The organism is Glycomyces algeriensis (assembly GCF_027622855.1).
Classification (GTDB): Bacteria; Actinomycetota; Actinomycetes; order Mycobacteriales; family Micromonosporaceae; genus Glycomyces; species Glycomyces algeriensis.
Genome location: NZ_JAPZVR010000024.1, coordinates 1 through 18,479, shown reverse-complemented (window position 1 = coordinate 18,479; position 18,479 = coordinate 1). Strand labels below are relative to the sequence as shown.

General features: G+C 69.4%; 19 protein-coding genes and 1 pseudogene. 11 read left to right on the top strand and 9 right to left on the bottom strand.

Annotation, left to right across the window (positions count from 1 at the left end; all coding sequences use genetic code 11):
* Positions 1-24 precede the first annotated feature (24 nt).
* Both O2L52_RS24085 and O2L52_RS24080 read right to left on the bottom strand, forming a co-directional pair.
* A complete protein-coding gene (locus tag O2L52_RS24085; protein ID WP_270118759.1) occupies positions 25-552 on the bottom strand; it encodes an NADH-quinone oxidoreductase subunit B in 528 nt (175 codons plus the stop codon).
* Positions 543-911 carry an NADH-quinone oxidoreductase subunit A gene (locus O2L52_RS24080; RefSeq protein WP_270118758.1) on the bottom strand — a complete coding sequence of 123 codons (369 nt, stop codon included), beginning with the start codon at positions 909-911 and terminating at the stop codon, positions 543-545. Before O2L52_RS24080 ends, O2L52_RS24085 begins: the two co-directional genes overlap by 10 nt.
* Before the next feature lie 461 nt (positions 912-1,372).
* Here O2L52_RS24080 and O2L52_RS24075 point away from each other — a divergent pair, with 461 nt between their 5' ends.
* From O2L52_RS24075 to O2L52_RS24050, 6 genes are all read left to right on the top strand, one after another.
* Complete coding sequence (locus O2L52_RS24075; RefSeq protein WP_270118757.1) at positions 1,373-2,005, top strand: RNA polymerase sigma factor; 633 nt, start codon at positions 1,373-1,375, stop codon at positions 2,003-2,005.
* Positions 2,002-2,925, top strand: a complete 924-nt coding sequence (locus O2L52_RS24070) for a hypothetical protein (protein WP_270118756.1) — start codon at positions 2,002-2,004, stop codon at positions 2,923-2,925. Before O2L52_RS24075 ends, O2L52_RS24070 begins: the two co-directional genes overlap by 4 nt.
* Before the next feature lie 401 nt (positions 2,926-3,326).
* Positions 3,327-5,120, top strand: a complete 1,794-nt coding sequence (locus O2L52_RS24065; protein WP_373897033.1) for a 2-oxoacid:acceptor oxidoreductase subunit alpha — start codon at positions 3,327-3,329, stop codon at positions 5,118-5,120.
* Entirely contained in the window at positions 5,113-6,132 is a 1,020-nt protein-coding gene (locus O2L52_RS24060) for a 2-oxoacid:ferredoxin oxidoreductase subunit beta (RefSeq protein ID WP_270118753.1), read from the top strand. Before O2L52_RS24065 ends, O2L52_RS24060 begins: the two co-directional genes overlap by 8 nt.
* A gap of 69 nt (positions 6,133-6,201) precedes the next feature.
* A complete protein-coding gene (locus O2L52_RS24055) occupies positions 6,202-6,453 on the top strand; it encodes a type II toxin-antitoxin system Phd/YefM family antitoxin (RefSeq protein ID WP_270118752.1) in 252 nt (83 codons plus the stop codon).
* The gene (locus O2L52_RS24050; protein ID WP_270118750.1) at positions 6,450-6,710 is read left to right on the top strand and encodes a Txe/YoeB family addiction module toxin; all 261 of its coding nucleotides are present in this window, start codon (positions 6,450-6,452) and stop codon (positions 6,708-6,710) included. The genes O2L52_RS24055 and O2L52_RS24050 overlap by 4 nt, the downstream gene beginning before the upstream one ends.
* Before the next feature lie 78 nt (positions 6,711-6,788).
* Here O2L52_RS24050 and O2L52_RS24045 read toward each other — a convergent pair whose 3' ends face one another.
* Both O2L52_RS24045 and O2L52_RS24040 read right to left on the bottom strand, forming a co-directional pair.
* Complete coding sequence (locus tag O2L52_RS24045; protein ID WP_270118748.1) at positions 6,789-7,988, bottom strand: hypothetical protein; 1,200 nt, start codon at positions 7,986-7,988, stop codon at positions 6,789-6,791.
* A gap of 75 nt (positions 7,989-8,063) precedes the next feature.
* Entirely contained in the window at positions 8,064-8,975 is a 912-nt protein-coding gene (locus O2L52_RS24040; protein WP_270118747.1) for an IclR family transcriptional regulator, read from the bottom strand.
* Between the two features lie 530 nt (positions 8,976-9,505).
* Between O2L52_RS24040 and O2L52_RS24035 the strand changes: the two genes are divergently transcribed.
* Together O2L52_RS24035 and O2L52_RS24030 are read left to right on the top strand one after the other, a co-directional pair.
* The gene (locus tag O2L52_RS24035) at positions 9,506-10,711 is read left to right on the top strand and encodes an MFS transporter (RefSeq protein WP_270118746.1); all 1,206 of its coding nucleotides are present in this window, start codon (positions 9,506-9,508) and stop codon (positions 10,709-10,711) included.
* Between the two features lie 77 nt (positions 10,712-10,788).
* Entirely contained in the window at positions 10,789-11,784 is a 996-nt protein-coding gene (locus O2L52_RS24030; RefSeq protein WP_344473426.1) for a polyprenyl synthetase family protein, read from the top strand.
* A gap of 342 nt (positions 11,785-12,126) precedes the next feature.
* On the opposite strand, the gene O2L52_RS24025 is transcribed toward O2L52_RS24030, so the two are convergent.
* Both O2L52_RS24025 and O2L52_RS24020 read right to left on the bottom strand, forming a co-directional pair.
* Positions 12,127-12,717, bottom strand: a complete 591-nt coding sequence (locus O2L52_RS24025) for a TetR/AcrR family transcriptional regulator (RefSeq protein WP_270118743.1) — start codon at positions 12,715-12,717, stop codon at positions 12,127-12,129.
* On the bottom strand, positions 12,695-14,221 hold the full coding sequence (locus O2L52_RS24020) for a DHA2 family efflux MFS transporter permease subunit (RefSeq protein ID WP_270118742.1): 1,527 nt from the start codon (positions 14,219-14,221) through the stop codon (positions 12,695-12,697). The genes O2L52_RS24025 and O2L52_RS24020 overlap by 23 nt, the downstream gene beginning before the upstream one ends.
* A 279-nt stretch (positions 14,222-14,500) precedes the next feature.
* Between O2L52_RS24020 and O2L52_RS25530 the strand changes: the two genes are divergently transcribed.
* Entirely contained in the window at positions 14,501-15,049 is a 549-nt protein-coding gene (locus O2L52_RS25530; protein WP_344473423.1) for a hypothetical protein, read from the top strand.
* Between the two features lie 62 nt (positions 15,050-15,111).
* Here the strand turns inward: O2L52_RS25530 and O2L52_RS24015 are convergent.
* Positions 15,112-15,852, bottom strand: a pseudogene (locus O2L52_RS24015) (SDR family NAD(P)-dependent oxidoreductase); the annotation flags it as partial.
* 88 nt (positions 15,853-15,940) lie between these two features.
* Here O2L52_RS24015 and O2L52_RS24010 point away from each other — a divergent pair.
* Positions 15,941-16,801, top strand: coding sequence for a sigma-70 family RNA polymerase sigma factor (locus O2L52_RS24010; RefSeq protein ID WP_270118740.1), 861 nt, complete (start codon positions 15,941-15,943; stop codon positions 16,799-16,801).
* A gap of 76 nt (positions 16,802-16,877) precedes the next feature.
* Here the strand turns inward: O2L52_RS24010 and O2L52_RS24005 are convergent, their stop codons facing one another.
* Positions 16,878-17,075, bottom strand: coding sequence for a DUF397 domain-containing protein (locus O2L52_RS24005; RefSeq protein WP_270118739.1), 198 nt, complete (start codon positions 17,073-17,075; stop codon positions 16,878-16,880).
* A complete protein-coding gene (locus O2L52_RS24000; protein ID WP_270118738.1) occupies positions 17,072-17,926 on the bottom strand; it encodes a helix-turn-helix domain-containing protein in 855 nt (284 codons plus the stop codon). Before O2L52_RS24000 ends, O2L52_RS24005 begins: the two co-directional genes overlap by 4 nt.
* Before the next feature lie 209 nt (positions 17,927-18,135).
* Between O2L52_RS24000 and O2L52_RS23995 the strand changes: the two genes are divergently transcribed.
* On the top strand, positions 18,136-18,479 hold a 344-nt coding region (locus tag O2L52_RS23995), incomplete at its 3' end, for a hypothetical protein (protein ID WP_270118737.1).

The window sequence follows — 18,479 nt, the reverse complement described above, 5'->3', positions numbered from 1 at the left end:
GAAATAGGATATATCCTATAGGGTTCACTCGGGCCTCCTCAGGAGCGGGCGCGTGCTCGGCGTGCGCCGCAGCGGCTCGGCGGCGATCTGCTTCTGGAGTTGGCCGATGCCGTAGAGCAGGGCCTCGGGGCGCGGCGGGCAGCCGGGGATGTAGACGTCGACGGGGATGATCTGGTCGACCCCTTTGGTGACGCAGTACGAGTCCCAGTAGGGCCCGCCGGAATTGGAGCAGGCGCCGAAGGAGATCACGTACTTCGGCTCGGGCATCTGCTCGTAGAGGCGCTTGATCGCCGGTGCCATCTTGTCCGTGACCGTGCCGGAGACGACCATGAGGTCCGCCTGGCGCGGCGAGTGCGCGAAGGGGATCACCCCGAGGCGCATGAAGTCGTGGCGGCTCATCGAGGCGGCGATGAATTCGATCGCGCAGCAGGCGAGTCCGAAGTTGAAGACCCACAGGGAATAGCGCCGGCCCCAGTTCAGGACGTAGCGGATCGGCTCGCCGAGGATGTTCGTTTCCGTTGGGCGCGAAGGGAACGGGAGTCTCACCGCCATCGCAGGACCTCTTTCCGCCAGGCGTAGGCGAGGCCGAGCGCGAGTACGCCCACGAAGACGCCCATCTCGACCGCCGCCGCAGGCCCGAAGGCCCGGAACACCGCGGCCCACGGGAAGAGGAACACCGCTTCGACCGCGAAGAGCACGAACAGGAACGCGTAGACGTAGTAGCGGATCTGGACCTGCGCCCAGTCCTTGCCCACGGGATCGACCCCGCACTCGTAGGTCTGGCCCTTCGCCTTGGAAGGCGCACTCGGCCTGAGGAGCCGGTTGGCGGTCATCGCGGCGGCGACGAACGCGAACCCGGCGAGCAGGAGCACCCCGAATACGGCGTAATCGCTCAACCGGGTCGTGTGCATAACGACACCATAGCGGCGCACAGCGCCGGGCGATACCCGTGCGCGGGCGAATCGGGCGCGATTCGAGCCGATTCCGGGGAACTTCGGCGCACCGGGCGCAACCGCCCGGCACGCCCCTGCGTGTTGTTGTACGAAGAGGATTCACCCGAACGCCGCGAACCCCTGCTAATGGGGGCGCGAACGCACAGGCAACAGGAATGGGATCACCGCACATGACCGCCGCCGGCGCACCGACGCTGCTCCGAGTCGACGCCGAGTCCGCCACGATGCTGCTCGACCGGCCCGTGGTCCTCGGCGGCGCCTTCGACGGCTTGGACGGTCCGGTAGCCGCTGAGAGGATTGTCGACATAACGACCCCGCCTCGCGTCTCCCCCTTCCCGAACGCGACAATGGTTGCCGCCGGGCACGAACGCGATGACCCGGAAGATTCCCTTGTCCCACCTACCTGCGCTGGAGCGGATGTGCGAACGGAGGCGGAGTTCACCGACCTCTACGAGAAGCATTTCTCGGAGCTCGCGGCCCAGGTCTGCGCCTACCTCGGCGACGCCACCGAAGCCCAGGACCTCGTCCAGGAGGCGTTCCTGCGCGCATGGCAGCGCTGGGACAAGGTCGGCGGTTACGAGGAGCCGGTCGCGTGGGTCCGCCGCGTCGCGTGGAACCTCGCCACGAGCCGCCACCGCCGCAACCAGGTGGCCCGCAAGTTCCTCCAGAAGTCCTCCGCGCCGGAGATGGCCCCGGCCGCGAGCCCCGACCACGTCGCGCTCGTCGCCGCGCTGAAGCAGGTCCCGGCCAAGCGCCGCCAGGCGCTCGTCATGCACTACATGGCGGACATGACGGTGAACGCGATCGCCGCGGCGACCGGTGCGAAAGAGGGCACCGTGAAGTCGTGGCTGCACCGCGGCCGCAAGGAACTCGCCGCGCTGCTCACCGACACCGCGGCCGACCCGCGGCCCGCGAAGGCCGCCAAGGCCGCGAAGACCCCCGAGGGCGACCCGGACACCATGCCGATCCGCATCAAGCGCGCCCTCCCCGGCTCGCAGCGGACGCCCCGCGCCACGACCCGCCGAGCTCCCGTGAAGGAGGACCGCTCATGACCTTCGAACCTGATGACGACAAGGTCGCAGCGGCCTTCGCGAGCTTCAAGGCGGACGCCGCCGCGCAGTTCCCGGCGCCGCCGGTCAACGAACTGCTCGGCCGCGCCCCGGCCGCGAAGCGCCGCCGCCGGCTCGTGTCCCTGGCCGCGATCGCCGGCGCCTGCACTGCGGTCACCGCGGGCGGCTTCGCCGTGGCCCAGACGATCGGCCCGATCGCGTTCGGCCCCGAGCCCTCGGGCAACGAGAGCACCTCGGTCGAGGCCGCCACTTCGGACGAGACGCCGAGCTTCAGCATCGGCGACCCGGCGAGCCCGCACTCCTCCGGCGGCGAGGAGCCGACCGAGGAGATCGAGATCCCGGCCGAGACCACCCTGGTCATCACCGACCCGGGCGCGTACGGCGAGCCCTGCGCCGACGTCTCCCTCGGCTTGAACGTTGAGGACTGGACCTTCACCGACGAGACGCCCTGGGCGATCGCGTTCGACGCCGAAGCGGGCGTCGGGCCGGTGCTCGGCGACGTGAACGGCGACGGCGTCGACGACGTCGCGGCCGTGCTCGAATGCCGCTCCGAAGGCGCTGAAGCGTCGACCACCGCCGGCGTGGCCGCGTTCGCGTGGAACGAAAACGGCACCTCGCTCGAGCAGCTCGGCTGGGTGTGGGAGCCGAAGGCGCCCACCGCCACCGTCGCGATCACCGCGATCGAGGACGGCGTGGTCACCGTCGACGCCGTGAACCCGGGCTTCCCGGACCAGACCGGCTCGTTCCAGTACGCGTGGAACGCCGAGACCGAGGCCTTCGCCCCGGTCGCCGACGACCCGCCCGCGACGCCGACGCCGTCCGAGAGCTCGCCGAGCACACCGCCGAACGAGACGCCGACCGCCGACGAGAGCGCCGCCGCGACGGCCTCCAGCGGGTCCTGATAGGAGGCCGGCCGGGCTCGGCCGGACCGTCGGAAACACGACTCCGGCGTGTCCGCGAGCGCGGCTCGCGTCCAGAATCCGGGACGCTTCGGCGCATTGAACAGTGTTCCGGGAGAGCCGAAACAAGAGGTCCAGGTCACTGCGCACCTCGCATCGTCTCATCATGTGAGCCGGATCGCCGAAAGTGGTGTCGCCTACATCGCGCCCGCGTCGCAGGGTTGGCATCGCGAGGTGACGCCCGCGTAGCATCGCAAGTAGCAGACACGGCGGAGCCCCGCTCCCCGAACACCGAACGCCGCAGTCCTTGCGTGCCCCAGAACCCGCATGAGGAGAACTAGGTGAATACCGTCCGGCAGCTCGACCGGGTCGTCATCCGCTTCGCAGGGGACTCCGGCGACGGGATGCAGCTCACTGGTGACCGCTTCACTGCGGAGACCGCCAAGCTCGGCAACGACCTGTCGACGCTCCCTAACTACCCCGCCGAGATCCGGGCTCCCGCAGGCACACTCCCCGGCGTGTCGAGCTTCCAGATCCACTTCGCGGACACCGACATCCTCACCCCGGGCGACCAGCCCGAGGTGCTCATCGCGATGAACCCCGCGGCGCTCAAGGCGAACCTGAGCGACCTCAAGCCGGGCGGCACCATCGTCGTCAACACCGACGAGTTCACCAAGCGCAACCTCACCAAGGTCGGCTACGACGCGAACCCGCTCGAAGACGGCTCGCTCGACGACTACCAGGTGCACGCCGTCGCCCTCGCGACCTTGACGATCGGCGCGCTCGCCGAGCACGAGGTCTCGAAGAAGGACGCCGAGCGCTCGAAGAACATGTTCGCGCTCGGCCTCGTCTCGTGGATGTACTCGCGTCCGACCGAGGCCACCGAGGAGTTCCTGCGCGGCAAGTTCAAGGCCAAGCCGACCATCGCCGAGGCGAACATCGCCGCACTGCGGGCCGGCTGGAACTACGGCGACACCACCGAGGCGTTCGCCGTTCGCTTCGAGATCCCGCCGGCGAAGCTCAAGTCGGGCACCTACCGGAACATCACCGGCAACCAGGCCCTGGCCTGGGGCATCACCGCCGCGGGCGTCGCGTCGGGCCTCCCGGTGTTCCTGGGCGCGTACCCGATCACCCCGGCCAGCGACATCCTGCACGAGCTCTCCAAGCACAAGCGCTTCGGCGTGACCACCGTGCAGGCCGAGGACGAGATCGCCGCCGTCGGTGCGGCCCTGGGCGCTTCGTGGGGCGGGGCGCTCGGCGTCACCACCTCCTCGGGCCCGGGCATCGCGCTGAAGTCGGAGACCATCTCGCTCGCCGTCTCGCTGGAGCTGCCGCTCCTGGTCGTCGACGTGCAGCGCGCCGGTCCCTCGACCGGTCTGCCGACCAAGACCGAGCAGGCCGACCTCATGATGGCCATGTTCGGCCGCCACGGCGAGGCCCCGATCGCGGTCCTCGCCCCGCAGTCCCCTTCGGACTGCTTCGACATCATGCTCCACGCGGCGCGCATGGCGCTGACCTACCGGACCCCGGTCATGGTCCTCTCGGACGGCTACATCGCCAACGGCGCCGAGCCGTGGCGCCTGCCCGAGCTCACCGACATCCCCGACATCTCCGTCGAGTTCGCGACCGAGACGAACGGCGTGGACAAGGCCGGCGAGCCGGTGTTCCTGCCGTACCTGCGCGACTTCGACACCCTGGCCCGCCCGTGGGCGGTCCCGGGCACGCCCGGCCTCCAGCACCGCATCGGCGGCATCGAGAAGGCCGACAAGACCGGCGACATCTCGTACGACCCCGAGAACCACGACCACATGGTGCGCACCCGCGCGGCGAAGATCGCCCGGATCGACGTGCCGGACCTGGAAGTGGACGACCCGGCCGGCGACGCCGACGTGCTCGTCCTCGGGTGGGGCTCCACGTGGGGCCCCATCGGCGCGGCTGTGCGGGGCCTGCGCGACAAGGGCGTCTCCGTCGCCCGCGCGCACCTGCGGTTCCTCAACCCGATGCCGAAGAACACCGCCGAGGTCCTCGCCCGCTACGACCGGGTCGTGGTCCCCGAGATGAACCTCGGGCAGCTCGCGCTCCTGCTGCGCGGCAACTTCCCCGGCACGAACGTGGTCGGCTACAACAAGGTGCGCGGCCTCCCGTTCACCTCCAACGAACTCCAGGACGCCATCGAGGAGGTCATCAAGAATGGCTGACGTCAAGCTCGACGCCCCCAAGCTGAAGGCCAAGGACTTCAAGTCGAGCCAGGAGGTGCGCTGGTGCCCCGGCTGCGGCGACTACGCCATCCTGGCCGCCGTCCAGTCCTTCCTGCCCGAGCTGGGCCTCGAGCGCGAGAAGATCGCGTTCATCTCCGGCATCGGCTGCTCCTCGCGGTTCCCGTACTACCTCAACACGTACGGCCTGCACTCGATCCACGGCCGCGCCCCGGCCATCGCCACGGGCCTGGCGGTCTCCCGCCCGGACCTGTCGGTGTGGGTCGTCACCGGCGACGGCGACGCGCTGTCGATCGGCGGCAACCACCTCATCCACGCGCTGCGCCGCAACGTGAACCTGAAGATCCTGCTGTTCAACAACCGGATCTACGGCCTCACCAAGGGCCAGTACTCCCCCACCTCCGGGCCGGGCACGCTCACCAAGTCGAGCCCGATGGGCTCGGTCGACGCGCCGTTCAACCCCTTGTCGCTGGCGCTGGGCTCCGAGGCCACGTTCGTGGCCCGCACCCTCGACTCCGACCGCGCGCACCTGCAGGAAGTCCTGCGGGCCGCGGCCGAGCACGAGGGCAGCGCGTTCGTCGAGATCTACCAGAACTGCCCGATCTTCAACGACGGCGCGTTCGAGGTCCTGAAGAACCCCGAGACCCGCGACGAGTCGATCATCCGGCTCCAGGACGGCGAGCCGATCCGCTTCGGCGACAAGGTCGTCGTGCAGTCCGGTTACGGACTCCAGGTCAAGGACGCCGCTGAAGTCGACGAGGCCGACGTGGTCGTGCACAAGGCCGACGTCGACGACCCGGCGTACGCGTTCGCGCTGTCGCGCCTGTCGGGCATCGCCCTGGACCACACCCCGATCGGCGTGTTCCGCAACGTCAAGCGGCCCACGTACGACACCCAGGTGCGCACCCAGGTCGACGAGGCCGCCGCGGGCGTCGACCGCACCGAGGCCCTCGACCGCCTCCTGCATTCCGGCGACACCTGGACCGTGCTCTAGCCATCCTAGAAACGCAGGCGGGTCAATCCCACGGGAAGTACACTTTCGAGACAAGATGAGGGGGTGAGTATGAAGACAATTTCCTTCTCCCAAGCGCAGGCCGAGTATGCGGAAACGCTCGCCTCTGTCATCGATGACCGCGAAGAGGTGGTCGTGACCGGCGGTGGGCACGCCCCAGTGGTGATCGTCGCGCTCGACGACTACAAATCACTGCTTGAGACTGCCTACCTGATGAAGAGCCCGGCGAATGCCCGCCGCCTGCTCGCCGCCATCGAGAGCCTTGAGAGCGGCCAGGGGACCGAGCGGGACCTCGCCGAGTGAAAGTGACTTGGGCTGCGGGGGCCTGGGACGATTACTTGTACTGGCAGGATCAGGACCGCAAGATCGTCAAACGTATCAACACGCTGATCAAGGACATTCAACGCAACGGCAATGAGGGAATCGGCAAGCCCGAACCGCTCCGACACGGCTTCCACGGCCTCTGGTCCCGCCGGATCACTCAAGAGCACCGACTCATCTACAAGGTCGAAGAAGGCGCCGTTCACATAGCCCAATGCCGGTACCACTACGAAGGATGATCCTCCCAGAGGCGGCACTGCGCACGCAGTAGCGGGCCGGACCCCGAGGGGGGTCCGGCCCGCTTTCTGTTGCGCCGCTTAGCTTTCGAGCACTTCCTGGGCCTCGGCCAGGATCGCCTTGACCTCCTCCTGCCAGGCGTACGTCGCGGTCTCGATCGAGACGTAGAACGACTCCTGGGAGGCGACCCAGGCTTCCTCGGCGGTCTCGCGGTAGCCGGTCTCGTCGCCGCATTCGGCGAGGTCCACGGCGAACGCGATCTCGAAGGCCTTCTTGCCCTCGTAGTCGTCGGGGGCGTCGTCGGGCAGGTCCGGGTGGTCGCCCACGACGGAGCCCTCGCCTTCGTACAGCTCGAAGAAGTAGTCGGTGACCGGCAGGGACGACTCCTCGCCGAACTCCCAGCCGTGGCGGTCGTGCTCGGCGAGGCAGTCGACGAGCTCGTTCTGGACGGCGGCGATCCCCTCGTGGAACAAGACCTGCGAGGCTTCCAGGGCCTCGCCGTCGTCCATGGGGTTGTCCGGGCGGTAGTACCAGTACGCGCCGCGGCTCTTGCCGCCCTCGGGGTCCTCGACCAGCCGCAGGTCGTCGTAGAGCGCGTCGATCATCTCGCGCAGGCAGCCGCCCGGTTCGGGCTGCATGTACGAGAACTCGTCGCCGGTGTAGACCTCGTCCTCGCTGGCCTCGGGCTCAGTGCCCTCCTCGCCGATCAGGTAGCCGTACTCGTCCAGCGCGGCGGCCTCTCCCTGATAGGCGGTGTACCAGTCGAACTGCTCCCGGGGGTCGAGCGCGGCGAACTCGCTCTCGGTCCCGCCGGTCCCGCCGCCCTCGGGCCCGCCCATCGCCTCGCTGTCGACCTCGAAGCCCTTGTGCGCCATGTACGCCTCGACCTCGTCGGGATCGGCCTCCGGGTCGAACCGCCACGAGCCGAAGCCGTACTGCGAGGCCTCCTCGACCGACGGCAGCCAGCTGCCCCATTCGTCGGCCCTGACCAGCTCGTCCTCCGGCTCGAACTCGCCGGAGACGAAGAAGAGCTCGTCGTGGACCGTGAAACCGTCCTCTTCCAGGCAGCCCTTGACGATCCGGGACTCCGCGGACTCCAGTTCGAACAGGAGCCGGTTGCTCTCGTTGACCATGTCGATGAGCCGCGGCGCCTCGAACGTCTCGCCCGCGCCCTCGGGCGCGCCGTCCTCGCCGCCGTTCGCGTCGTCGGAGCAGGCGGCGGCGGCCGCCAGGGCCAGTGCGGCGACGAAGGCGCCAACGACCCGGGTCTTGCGTTGCATCGCGTTCCTCTCAGGTGGAGCCGAAGCGACTTCGGCTCCCTGAGTACGCGTGCCCCGCGCGGCCGGGTTGCCCCGCTAAAGCAGCGGTTCGAGTTCGAGGGCGGCGTCGCGCAGGCGCTGCGTGAGCTCCGGCCAAGAGGACCGGATCTCCTCCAGCGGGAGCGCGACGGCGAAGACGATCCGCTCGCCGGGCGTCACCCCTTCGCGCACCACGACACCCGCGCAGCCGACGCCTTCGCGGAACTGGCCCATCTCGGCGTACACCCCGGACTCGCCGTAGACCGCGAGGTCGTATTCGAGGGCGTCCGGCTCGATCAGAGTGCGGCGCGTGAACGGGCGCATCCCGGCCGACTTCAGGAACCGGGCGCGGTCGTGCGGCTGGAGGGTGGCGAGGAGAGCCTTGCCGAGCGCGGTGGCGTGCGCGCCGTCGTCGAAGCCGACGATGAGCTCCTCCACGTGCGGGCTGCGGTGGCCCTCGATCACGTCCGTGACGGCCGGGCGGCCCTCCACGAAGCGGGCGATGAAGGTCGAGTACCCGGTCTCGGTCGACATGCGGCGCATGAACTCGCCGCAGGTGCTCGGGCCGGCGATCGCGCGGGTGAGCTCGGAGTAGCGGTCGGAGACCTCGAGGCCGAGCGTGTAGCGGCCGTTCTCGTGGCGGCGCAGGTAGTTCTCGTAGACCAGCGTGCGCAGCAGGTTGTAGGCGGTGGCCCGGTTGAGGCCGCACTCGAAGGCGATGCGCGGGGCGGTGACGCCCTCGGCGTGGCGGCCCACGAGCTCCATGATGCGCAGCGCCCGCTGGACGCTCTGGATCATCTTGGTCGGCTCGCTCTGCGCGCTCGGGAAGGCGCTCGCCGCCGAGGCGCCCTTGGCGGGCTTGTGATCCGGGGGCGCGGGCCGGCTTCTGGCCGCCCGCTGCCGGGGCGCGCTCGAGTAGTTCGGGACACCGCTCTGCGGTTCATCCCCTGGTCGCCGCTGCTCCACCATGCCGCCGCTCCAATTTGCACCAGTTGTCCGACTATCGGCGCCGGGTGCGGCGCCGGTCGGACCGGCCATATCTAACTATATAAACAACAGCCGGTTGCGTCACAGTCGCATACAGGGCAGTATCTAACTGTCAGCACCGTTCGCGGTCCGGCTCACGCCGGTCGCGGACAAACCGCGGCGGCGGCGTCGAGTCCCCACCAAACTTCCTCGTCGCCGCCGCGGAACAATTCGAATAACCGAAACGCGGCGGCTCCCTCCCACCAGGGCCGCCGCGTTTCGTTTGCCCCAATGTTCCTGGGAGAGAAGCGGATACGGCGGTTCCGACGGAAAACCACAGGTGACGGGCGGCCCGCGGGGCCGAAGTCCACTGTCGTTAGGCAGCGCTGTCGTACAGACGCAACAGTCGCACACGCTGTGTGCCGGAGTCAAGACAGCGTCACGAAGGATCACGCTCACGGGGGACGCACCTTCACGATCGGGCGTTGTGCGCACCGATCCGGTTATCAGATAAGCGGAGTACGGTTGCCGTCGTGTCCACCTCCACACGCTCCCGGCTCCGCTTCCAACGGGGCCTCCGACCCCGGGACTCCCCGCCCCGGACCGCCACCACCGTCACCGCCGCCATGACCGTCCAGGTCGCCGCCGTCCTCCCGCTCTTCCTCTTCGGCGGCCTCGCCGTGCAGATCGCCGGCGAACTCGGCATGGGCCTCAGCGCGATCGGCTGGATCACCGGCATCTACTTCACCGTCACCGCGGCCACCACCATGCCCTCCGGGCGGCTCGTCGACCGCTTCGGCGCGCTCGTGACCGCCCGCTCCGCCATCGCGATGTCCGCCGCCGGGCTCCTCGGCGTCGCCGCCTTCGCCCACGACCCCATCGTGCTCACCGTCTTCATGGTGCTCTGCGCGCCCGCGAACGGCCTCGGGCAGCTCGCCTCCAACACCGTCCTCAGCGAATGGGCACCGCAGGGCCGCCGCGGACTCCTCTTCGGCGCCAAGCAGGCCTCGGTGCCGCTGTGCACCATGCTCGGCGGACTCAGCGTCCCCCTCGTCGCGCTCACCCTCGGCTGGCGGTGGGCGTTCGTCATCGGCGCAGGCCTCGTACTCCTCGCGCTCGTCCCGCTCGCCGGACTCGGACGGCCCCCCGTGCGGCCCAAGAACAAGAGCGCCCGCTCCTTCGACCTGCAGCTGCTGCTGTTCGCCGTCGCGACCTTCCTCGGCGCGCTCGCCGCCACCCCCATCGGCTCGTTCATCACCACCTTCACCGTCGACTCCGGCGGCTCCGAGACCTACGCGGGACTGGTCCTCATGGTCGGCGGCATCGCGGGCGTCATCGGCCGCACCGGCTTCGGCGCCCTCGCCGACGTGCGCAAAGGCGGCGAGTTCCAGATCATCGCCCTCATGCTCACCGCCGGGGCCGCGGGCGTCGCCACCTACCTCTTCGGGCTGCCGTGGCTGCTGCCGATCGGCACCGCCGCCGCGTACGGCCTCGGCTGGGCCTGGCCGGGGCTGATGAACCACGCCGTGGTCCAGCGGTACGCGGACGCCCCGGCGCTGGCGACCTCGGTGACGCAGACGGGAATCTTCCTCGGAGGCGCCGTGGGCCCGATCTGCTTCGGGCTCGTCGTCGACCACATCGGCTGGGGCGCGGGCTGGTCGGCCGCGGTCGCGGCCATGGCGGCGTCGGCCCTGTTCATCGTGGCGGGCAGCATGGTCGGCAAACGCCGCGCGCATTGACGTTCCTCGTTGCGGCGCGCGCGACTACCGGATCCCGTGCCGATCAGTCCAGGGCGGTTACGCGATAAGGTGTGGCTGTGGTGACCACCCGACGCGCCCAGACCGCGCTGACCTTCTCCGACGAGGCTTTCGCCGAAGAGATCCGAGCCTCGCTCGATCTCGTCGAGGAACGACTGCTCAAAGCCGTCGACACCGACCAGCCGCTGCTGCGCCAGTCCGGGTCCCACCTCATCCGCGCCGGCGGGAAGCGCTTCCGCCCCATGCTCACCCTCGCGTGCGCGCACCTCGGCGACCCGGCCCGGCCGGGCATCCTCGACGCGGCCGTCGCCCTCGAGCTCACGCACCTGGCGACGCTCTACCACGACGACGTCATGGACGAGGCGCTCGTGCGCCGCGGCGCCCCGAGCGCCAACGCCCGCTGGGACAACTCGGTCGCGATCCTCACCGGCGACTACCTGTTCAGCCAGGCCGCGCAGATGATGGCCGACCTCGGCATCGAGGCCGTGCGCCTGCAGTCCGCGACGTTCGCGCGGCTCGTGCGCGGCCAGATCAACGAGACCATGCCGCAGCCCGAGGGCATCGACCCGGTCGAATGGCACCTCGAGATCCTGTCCGAGAAGACCGGCTCGCTCATCGCGACCTGCGCGAAGTTCGGCGCCTGGTTCGCGGGCGCCTCGGAGGAGACCATCGCGACCGCCGCCGAGTTCGGCGAGGTCATCGGCGTGGCGTTCCAGATCGCGGACGACATCATCGACATCGCCTCGGACTCCTCGGGCAAGACCCCGGGCACCGACCTCCTCGAAGGGGTCCCGACCCTCCCGGTGATCTACGCGCTCGCCGACGACGACCCGAAGGAAGCCCGGCTGCGCGAACTCGTGGCGCGCCCGGTCGCCGAGGAAGACCTCCCCGAAGCCCTCGAACTCCTGCGGAACTCCAAGGCCCTGGAGCAGGCCCGCGCCACGCTCTTGCAGTACCAGGAGCGGGCCCGCCGCCTCGCGAAGTCCCTCCCCGAAGGCCCGGCCCAGAAGGCCCTGGTCGACATCTGCGACTACATGATCGAACGCGACGCCTAATCCGGCAGTTCCGGCCCGCTCCCAGGGATCATCGTCCCCGAGGCGGCCCTCCCCGAAGAACGCATCCGCTTCGGCCCGCATCTCCGCATAGTCGAGGTGCGGCCGCCGCTGAGCGCGCCTGACGAGTTCCTCCGATGTGCGCTCGCGACCCGCTCTGAGCGGCGCGCTTGCTGCGGCCTTGGCCGCTGCCTCGCGAAGGACCTGCTTCGCGCGTTCATGTTCGATCGGCTGCGTGCCTTGGGCACGAGCGCGCTGGTTGCGGAGGGCGGCAATGATGTCCTCCGCGTCTTCCCGGTCGCTGAAGTTCTCGCGGTCACGTTCCATCGGCGGATGCTATCGGTCTTAGAGCGGGGCGCCCGCTTCGAGGTGGGCGAGGCATTTGTCGAGGTTGGCGGCGAGGTCGTCCTTGGTGCCGTCGGTCTCGGCCCAGGCGCTGATCGCCACGGTCCAGGAGGCGACGACGAGCGCGGTGAAGTGGCGGACCTCCAGCTCTTCGGCGGAGCGGCCGGTGCGCTGGGCGACCATCTGCGCCAGGAGCCGCTCGGTGGCCGCGGACTGCCCGACCTGGCGGGCGCGCAGGGCCGGGACCGAGAAGATCATCCGCACGCGGCGCCGCACGCGCTCGATGTCCTCGTCCGTGAACTCCCTGAACAGGGCGGTGAGGACCGCGCGCAGGGCCTCCAGCGGCGCGGTCCCCTCCTGCTGGCTCTCGAAGACGTCGACGATGAGCGGGTCGTACTCGTCCTGCACGACCACGTCCTCCTTCACCGGGAAGTAGCGGTAGAAGGTCGAGGGGGAGACGCCCGCGGCCTCGGCGATCTGCTCGATCGTCGTCGCGTCGTAGCCCTGCTCGTCGAAGAGCCGCAGGGCCTCCTCCTGCAACCGGTGCAGGGTCTCGATCTTCTTGCGCTCACGCAGCCCGGGACGGTTCATGCTGCGATTGTGCCTCTTCCGCTCCCGGGTGCTTCGGGAACCTCGGGCCCGCCGCGCACGCGACGACGACGGCGAGGACCGCGCAGACCAGGAACACCGCGCCCATCCCGTCCGTGAACGACGCGAACGCGCTCTGCGCGGTCTCCGGCGAGCCGAGCGTCTCGGCGACCGCCGCGGCCCCGGCCACGGAGTCCTCGGCGGCACTTTCGGCCTCGGCCGGGAGCGGCGGCAGGTCGAGTTCCGCACGGTAGACACTGGCCGCGATCGACCCGAAGACCGCCACGCCGATCGCGCCGCCGGTCTGGCGCAGGGTCTGCATGAGGGCCGAGCCGATCGCCGCCCGGTCGGGCGGGAGCGAGGCGAGGACCGCGTCCGTCGCGGGGACCAGGGACATACCGAAGCCCGCGCCGAGGACCGCGAGCCAGAGCGCGACGAAGCCGAAACCGGTGTCCGGGCCGGTCGCGGTGGCGGCGGCGCATCCGGCCGCCGAGAGCACCAGGCCGGCGATCACCGTGAAGCGGTAGCCGAACCGGGCGGCCAGCCGCTCGGCCCCGAGGCCGCCGACCATGAGCCCGCCGATCATCGGGAGCAGCCGCAGCCCCGTTCCGAAGGCGCTGTGCCCCTGCACGATCTGCAGGTACTGCGGCACCAGGAACAGCGCGCCCATCATGAGCATCGAGGAGGCCGTGGCGATGGCCGAGCCCCACAGGAACGCCCGGTCGCGGAACAGCCCGAGGTCGACCATCGGCGCGGCCGAGCGGGTCTGCGAGACCACGAACGCCGCGATGAGGACGAGCCCGCCGATGCCGCCGATCAGCGTGGCCGGCGAGAGCCAGCCCTCCACGGGCGCCTCAATGACGCCGTAGACGAGCGCGCCCAGGCCGAGCACCGACGCGAGGGCCGCGAGCGGCTGGAGGCGCGGGGCGCTCCGATCGTGGGACTCGGGGAGCAGGAACGCGATCGCGAAGAAGCCGATCACGATGAGCGGCAGGTTGATGAGGAAGACCGAGCCCCACCAGTAGTGCTCGAGCAGCCAGCCGCCCAGGAGCGGGCCGAGCGGGAGTCCGACGGCCATGCCCGCGGTCAGGAGCGCGACCGCGCGGGTGCGCTCGGCACCGCTGAACATGCTGGGCACTACCGCGATCGACACGGGCATGACCACGGCCGCGCCGACGCCCATGAGCGCGCGGGCGGCGATGAGCACGCCCACCGAGTCGGCGGCGGTGGCGAGGGCGCAGGCCGCGCCGAAGATCGCGAGGCCGGCGAGGAGGACCTTCTTGCGGCCGAGCCGGTCCCCCAGCAGTCCCGCGGGCAGGAGCAGCGCGGCCAGCGCGACGATGAAGGCGTCGACGATCCACTGGAGTTCGGCGTTGGAGGCGTCGAGGTCGACGGCGAGGGTCGGCAGGGCGACGTTGAGGATCGTGATGTCGAGTCCGACGACGAGCAGGCCGAACAGGAGCGAGAGGAGGGCCCACCAGCGGCGGCGGGCGGAGACGGGAGCCATGGGGCCTCAATTCTGGAAGTAACTGTCATTTGACAGTAGCTATCAGAATTACGCCTGTCAAGGCGCGCCGATGCGAGCACGCAACGTGTTCTGGCTCCCACCGGGTCCCCGCGGGTGGACGGGGTTCGCTATCGTTCAAAGGTCGCTTTCCCCAGGAAGCGGCGCCCCCAGCCACGGCGAAGCTCGCGAGCCGTGCCTTCAGCTCAGCCGTCCGGCGCGGACTGCGTAGTCCCGCCGGGGAGTCCTTCGGCGCGCGTTCGCGGCCGAGAAGGGAGCGCAGTGCGACTCGGACACCACGGGCCCTCTGCCAAGCCGAAGACCGTTCTCGCCGCGCAAGGGGTCATCTGGCTCCAGTTCGCCGCGATCGTGCTGCTCTACTCGATCGGCGTGCGGTTCCTCTTCGACGCGACGAGGTCCTCCTCCAGCCACGACACGATGCTCGACGTCATCGGGTCCATCGACCTCGAACGGCTGGTCACGATCCTCCTCAGCGTCGCCGTCACGGTCTCGATGCCGTTCATCGCCACCCGCCTCGGCCGCCGCCGCGCCCACGCGGTCAAGGCCGCCTGGTGGGCGCTCGCGATCGTCCCGGGCGCGATGTTCCTCTGGATCCTCGGCCGCGCCTACTTCGCCACGTTCCCCGACGAGGCCCCGTTCTTCGTCAGCGCCGCCGCGATGCTCGTCGTGTGCGGGTCCTTCCCCACCGCGGCGCTCCTGCTGCTGCGATCCAAGGCCGCCAAGGCCTGGTTCGCCGCCGAGGAGCTGTTCGAGGAGATCGACCGCGAGCTCTCCGAGACGGGGGAGCTCGAAGCGGCCAAGGTCAGCTGACAGCCGTACGGAAAAGCCGCGGGGAGCGAATGCTCCCCGCGGCTTTCGTTCTGCACGGATAACCAGGCGACCGGGCCGAGGCGGTCGGTGAAGGTCGCGGTGGGGCCGTCGGGCCCGGCGGTGGCCAGGGCGATGAACGGGTCGGTGCCCTCGGTGACGGTGAGTTGGCCGCGGTGGCCGTTCATGTCGGTGGCGGCGAACTTGCGGTTGGCGACCTCGCCGGGGGTGACGACGTTGAACTTGATGCCCGGGAGCGCCTGCGCGTACCGGACGGTGATCATGTTCAGCGCGGCTTTCGAAGAGCTGTAGGCGAGTTCGTGCATGCTCGCGACGGGCTGGGTCGGGTCGGTGATGACGGCGAACGAGCCGCCGCCGCTCGACACCATGATGACGCGCGGGTTCGCGGCGGCCTGGAGCAGCGGCAGGAACGCGTGCGTGACCCTGACCGGGCCGTACACGTTGGTGTCGTAGACGCCGTGGAGCTCGTCGGCCGTGGCGAGTTCGGGGGCGACGAAGTGCCCCGGGGCGCCGGCGTTGTTGATGAGGACGTCGAGGGTCGCGGTGTGCTCGCGGACGAGCGCGAAAGCGGCGGCCACCGACTCGTCCGAGGTGACGTCGAGCGGGACGAGGACCGCGTCCGCGCCGTCGGCGTGCAGCTTCGCGACGGCGTCGCGGCCGCGGGCCTCGTCGCGCGAGCCGAGGAAGACCTTCCAGCCCAGCGCGCCGAGGCGGCGGGCGGCTTCGAGGCCGAGGCCCTTGTTGGCGCCGGTGATGAGGACTGAGGTCTGTGACTGCTGCGTCATGTTGGCTCCCATGGTTGCTTTCCTTCTCGCTCCGTGTCGGAATTGGTCTTGCACCTACTTGACGGACCGCGATGGAGAAACCAGACGGATGGCTGAAGAATTTTTCACGGCGGAGGCCTTCGAGGCCCACCGGACGCATCTCCGCGCGGTCGCCTACCGGATGCTGGGGTCGCTGAGCGAGGCTGAGGACGCCGTCCAGGAGGCCTGGATCAAGGCCTCGCGTGCGGACACCGCCGGGGTCGAGAACCCGGCCGGATGGCTCACCACCGTGGTGAGCCGGGTGTGTCTGGACATGCTGCGGTCCCGCAAGGCCCGCCGCGAGGACGCCCTCGACGGCCAGGAGGCCCAGGTGCGCCTGCGGCCCAGCGTCGATCCGGAAGCGGAGGCGCAGCTCGCGGATGCGGTGGGCCTGGCGATGCTCGTGGTCCTCGACGCGCTCTCCCCCGTCGAGCGGCTCGCGTTCGTGCTGCACGACATGTTCGCGGTGCCGTTCGCGGAGATCGCCCCGATCGTGGAGCGCAGCCCCGAGACGACGCAGCGCCTCGCGAGCCGAGCGCGCAGGCGGGTGCACGGAAAGTCGAGTGTGGACGGTGATCGGCTGCGGCGCTTCCAGGCGGTCGACGCGTTCCTCCAGGCCTCGCGGGACGGCGAGTTCGGGATGCTGCTGTCGCTGCTGGACCCGAACGTGACGATGCGCCTCGACGACGCGGCCCGGCTCCTGAGCGCCAGGACAGCCATGACCGGCGCGACCGCCGTGGCCGAGGCCTTCAACGGCCAGGCCGCGCTGGCCCGCCCGGTGCTCATCGACGGCGAACCCGGGATCGTCTTCGCCCCGCGCGGCAAGGTCATCATGCTTTTCACCGTACGGTTCGAGGGTGACCGCATCGCCGAGATCCGCGCCGTGGCCGATGAGTCGGCGCTGGCGGCGATCGAGCTGACGGTCGTCTAGGACGCGGAAAAGCCGCGGGGAGCCGATGGCTCCCTGCGGCTTTCGCTTGGCGCGCTAAAGAAGGTGAGCGACGCCGTTAGCGGGTCGCGTGGGCGCGGAGCGCGGCCCAGTCGGCGGCGCCGACCCAGATCGCGGGGCCGGTCGGCCCTTCCTTGGAGTCGCGGATGCCGGCCTGGTCACCATCGGCGGCGACACAGACGCAGTTGCCGCCCTGGTTCGCCGAGCGCGCGGTTTTGCGCCAGATGTGCTGGTCATCGAACTCTACGACGGTCATGAATACAACTCCTGCGACAGCTTCTTGATGAACCTCAAGCTGGCTTGCTCGGACAAGGCCATCTTGATGAGGTGCAGATAGGCGTCATCATACTGCGCGACCTCCTCAGGTTCATCGAGGTAAAGGGCGCCGGTGAAGTAGTCGATGTACACGACGCCGTATTCGGGTGCGATCGGAAATCGGAGCAGCATGAATGAACCAGCGCTGGCCGAATGCGCGCCTGCGCTGTCGGGCAAGACCTGCAACGTGATGTTCGGCCTCTTCGAGAGCTCAGCTATGTGAGCCAACTGCTCCGCCATCGTCTCGGCGCCGCCGACTGCGCACCGAAGTACTGCTTCGTGAATCACTACCCAATAGCCGACCGGGTTGTCGCCTCCGAGGACCGCCGCGCGAGCCAAGCGCGCTTGAACATTGTCCTCAACGACATCCGCCCCCAGCTTGCCCTGCCCTAGCATCGCGCGCGCATACGCCTCGGTCTGGAGGAGCCCTGGCATCGGCTGGATCGCGACCTCCAGAATCTTTGAAGCGTCGCGCTCCAATGCGATGAGGTCCTCAACGGGTTCCCAGACCGCCGTCTTGGCCTCGCCTTTCGGGCGCCGCTTCCGGGATCGCTTCACCAGATCGAGGAGTTCCGCCTGTTGCTCCTCGTCGACCCCGTAGATCGTGAGCAGCTTTTCCGCCACCGGGTTCGACATCGCTGAGACGCCGCTTTCGTAGCGCGACAGGCTGTTCTGCGCGATGCCAGAGAGTTCGGCTACCTCATGCTGGGCCTTCCTCGCAGCCAGCCGGAGACGTTTGAGCTCCGCGCCGATGATGCGGCGGAGCGCCGTGGGTCCGTTGGGAATCGACATCGACTGCACACCTCGATCATATGTTTGGATTCAGCTAACTTGGATAATCCTTAGTTACTGATATAGTATATGTCACACGCTTCAAAGTCTACGTCCACCGAGCAAGGGAGACCGCGATGGACACGACCGACCCACCCGGGGACTTCTACGAGGGCGACCTCGCCTAAAGCGAGCAGAGCCTCGGGGAGCTGTGGGAGAACGAGCGGTACATGCTCCGGCTGAATCTGCCTGGGGGCCTGAGCTTCCGCGACGCGGACGGCCTCGCCCACCAGATCGTGGCCGAGATCGCCGAACGCCACAAGGGCGCTGCCACATGGGGCAGCCTCGGCCGCGAGTTCGACCGTTCCGCCTTCGCCCTCCTGAGCCGAAAGCCGGGAACCACCATCAGCGGCAAGGCCTGGCGAGTGAGAGCGCACAAGGGAAAAGCCGCGGGGAGGTCGCCCTCCACCGTGGCGCCGCTCATGAGCGCGAACCGGGTGCCGTTCCACAGCTTGTTGCAGAAGTTCCGCGCGACCTCGGCGAGCTCGATCGACGCGATCGAGTCGGCGCCCGG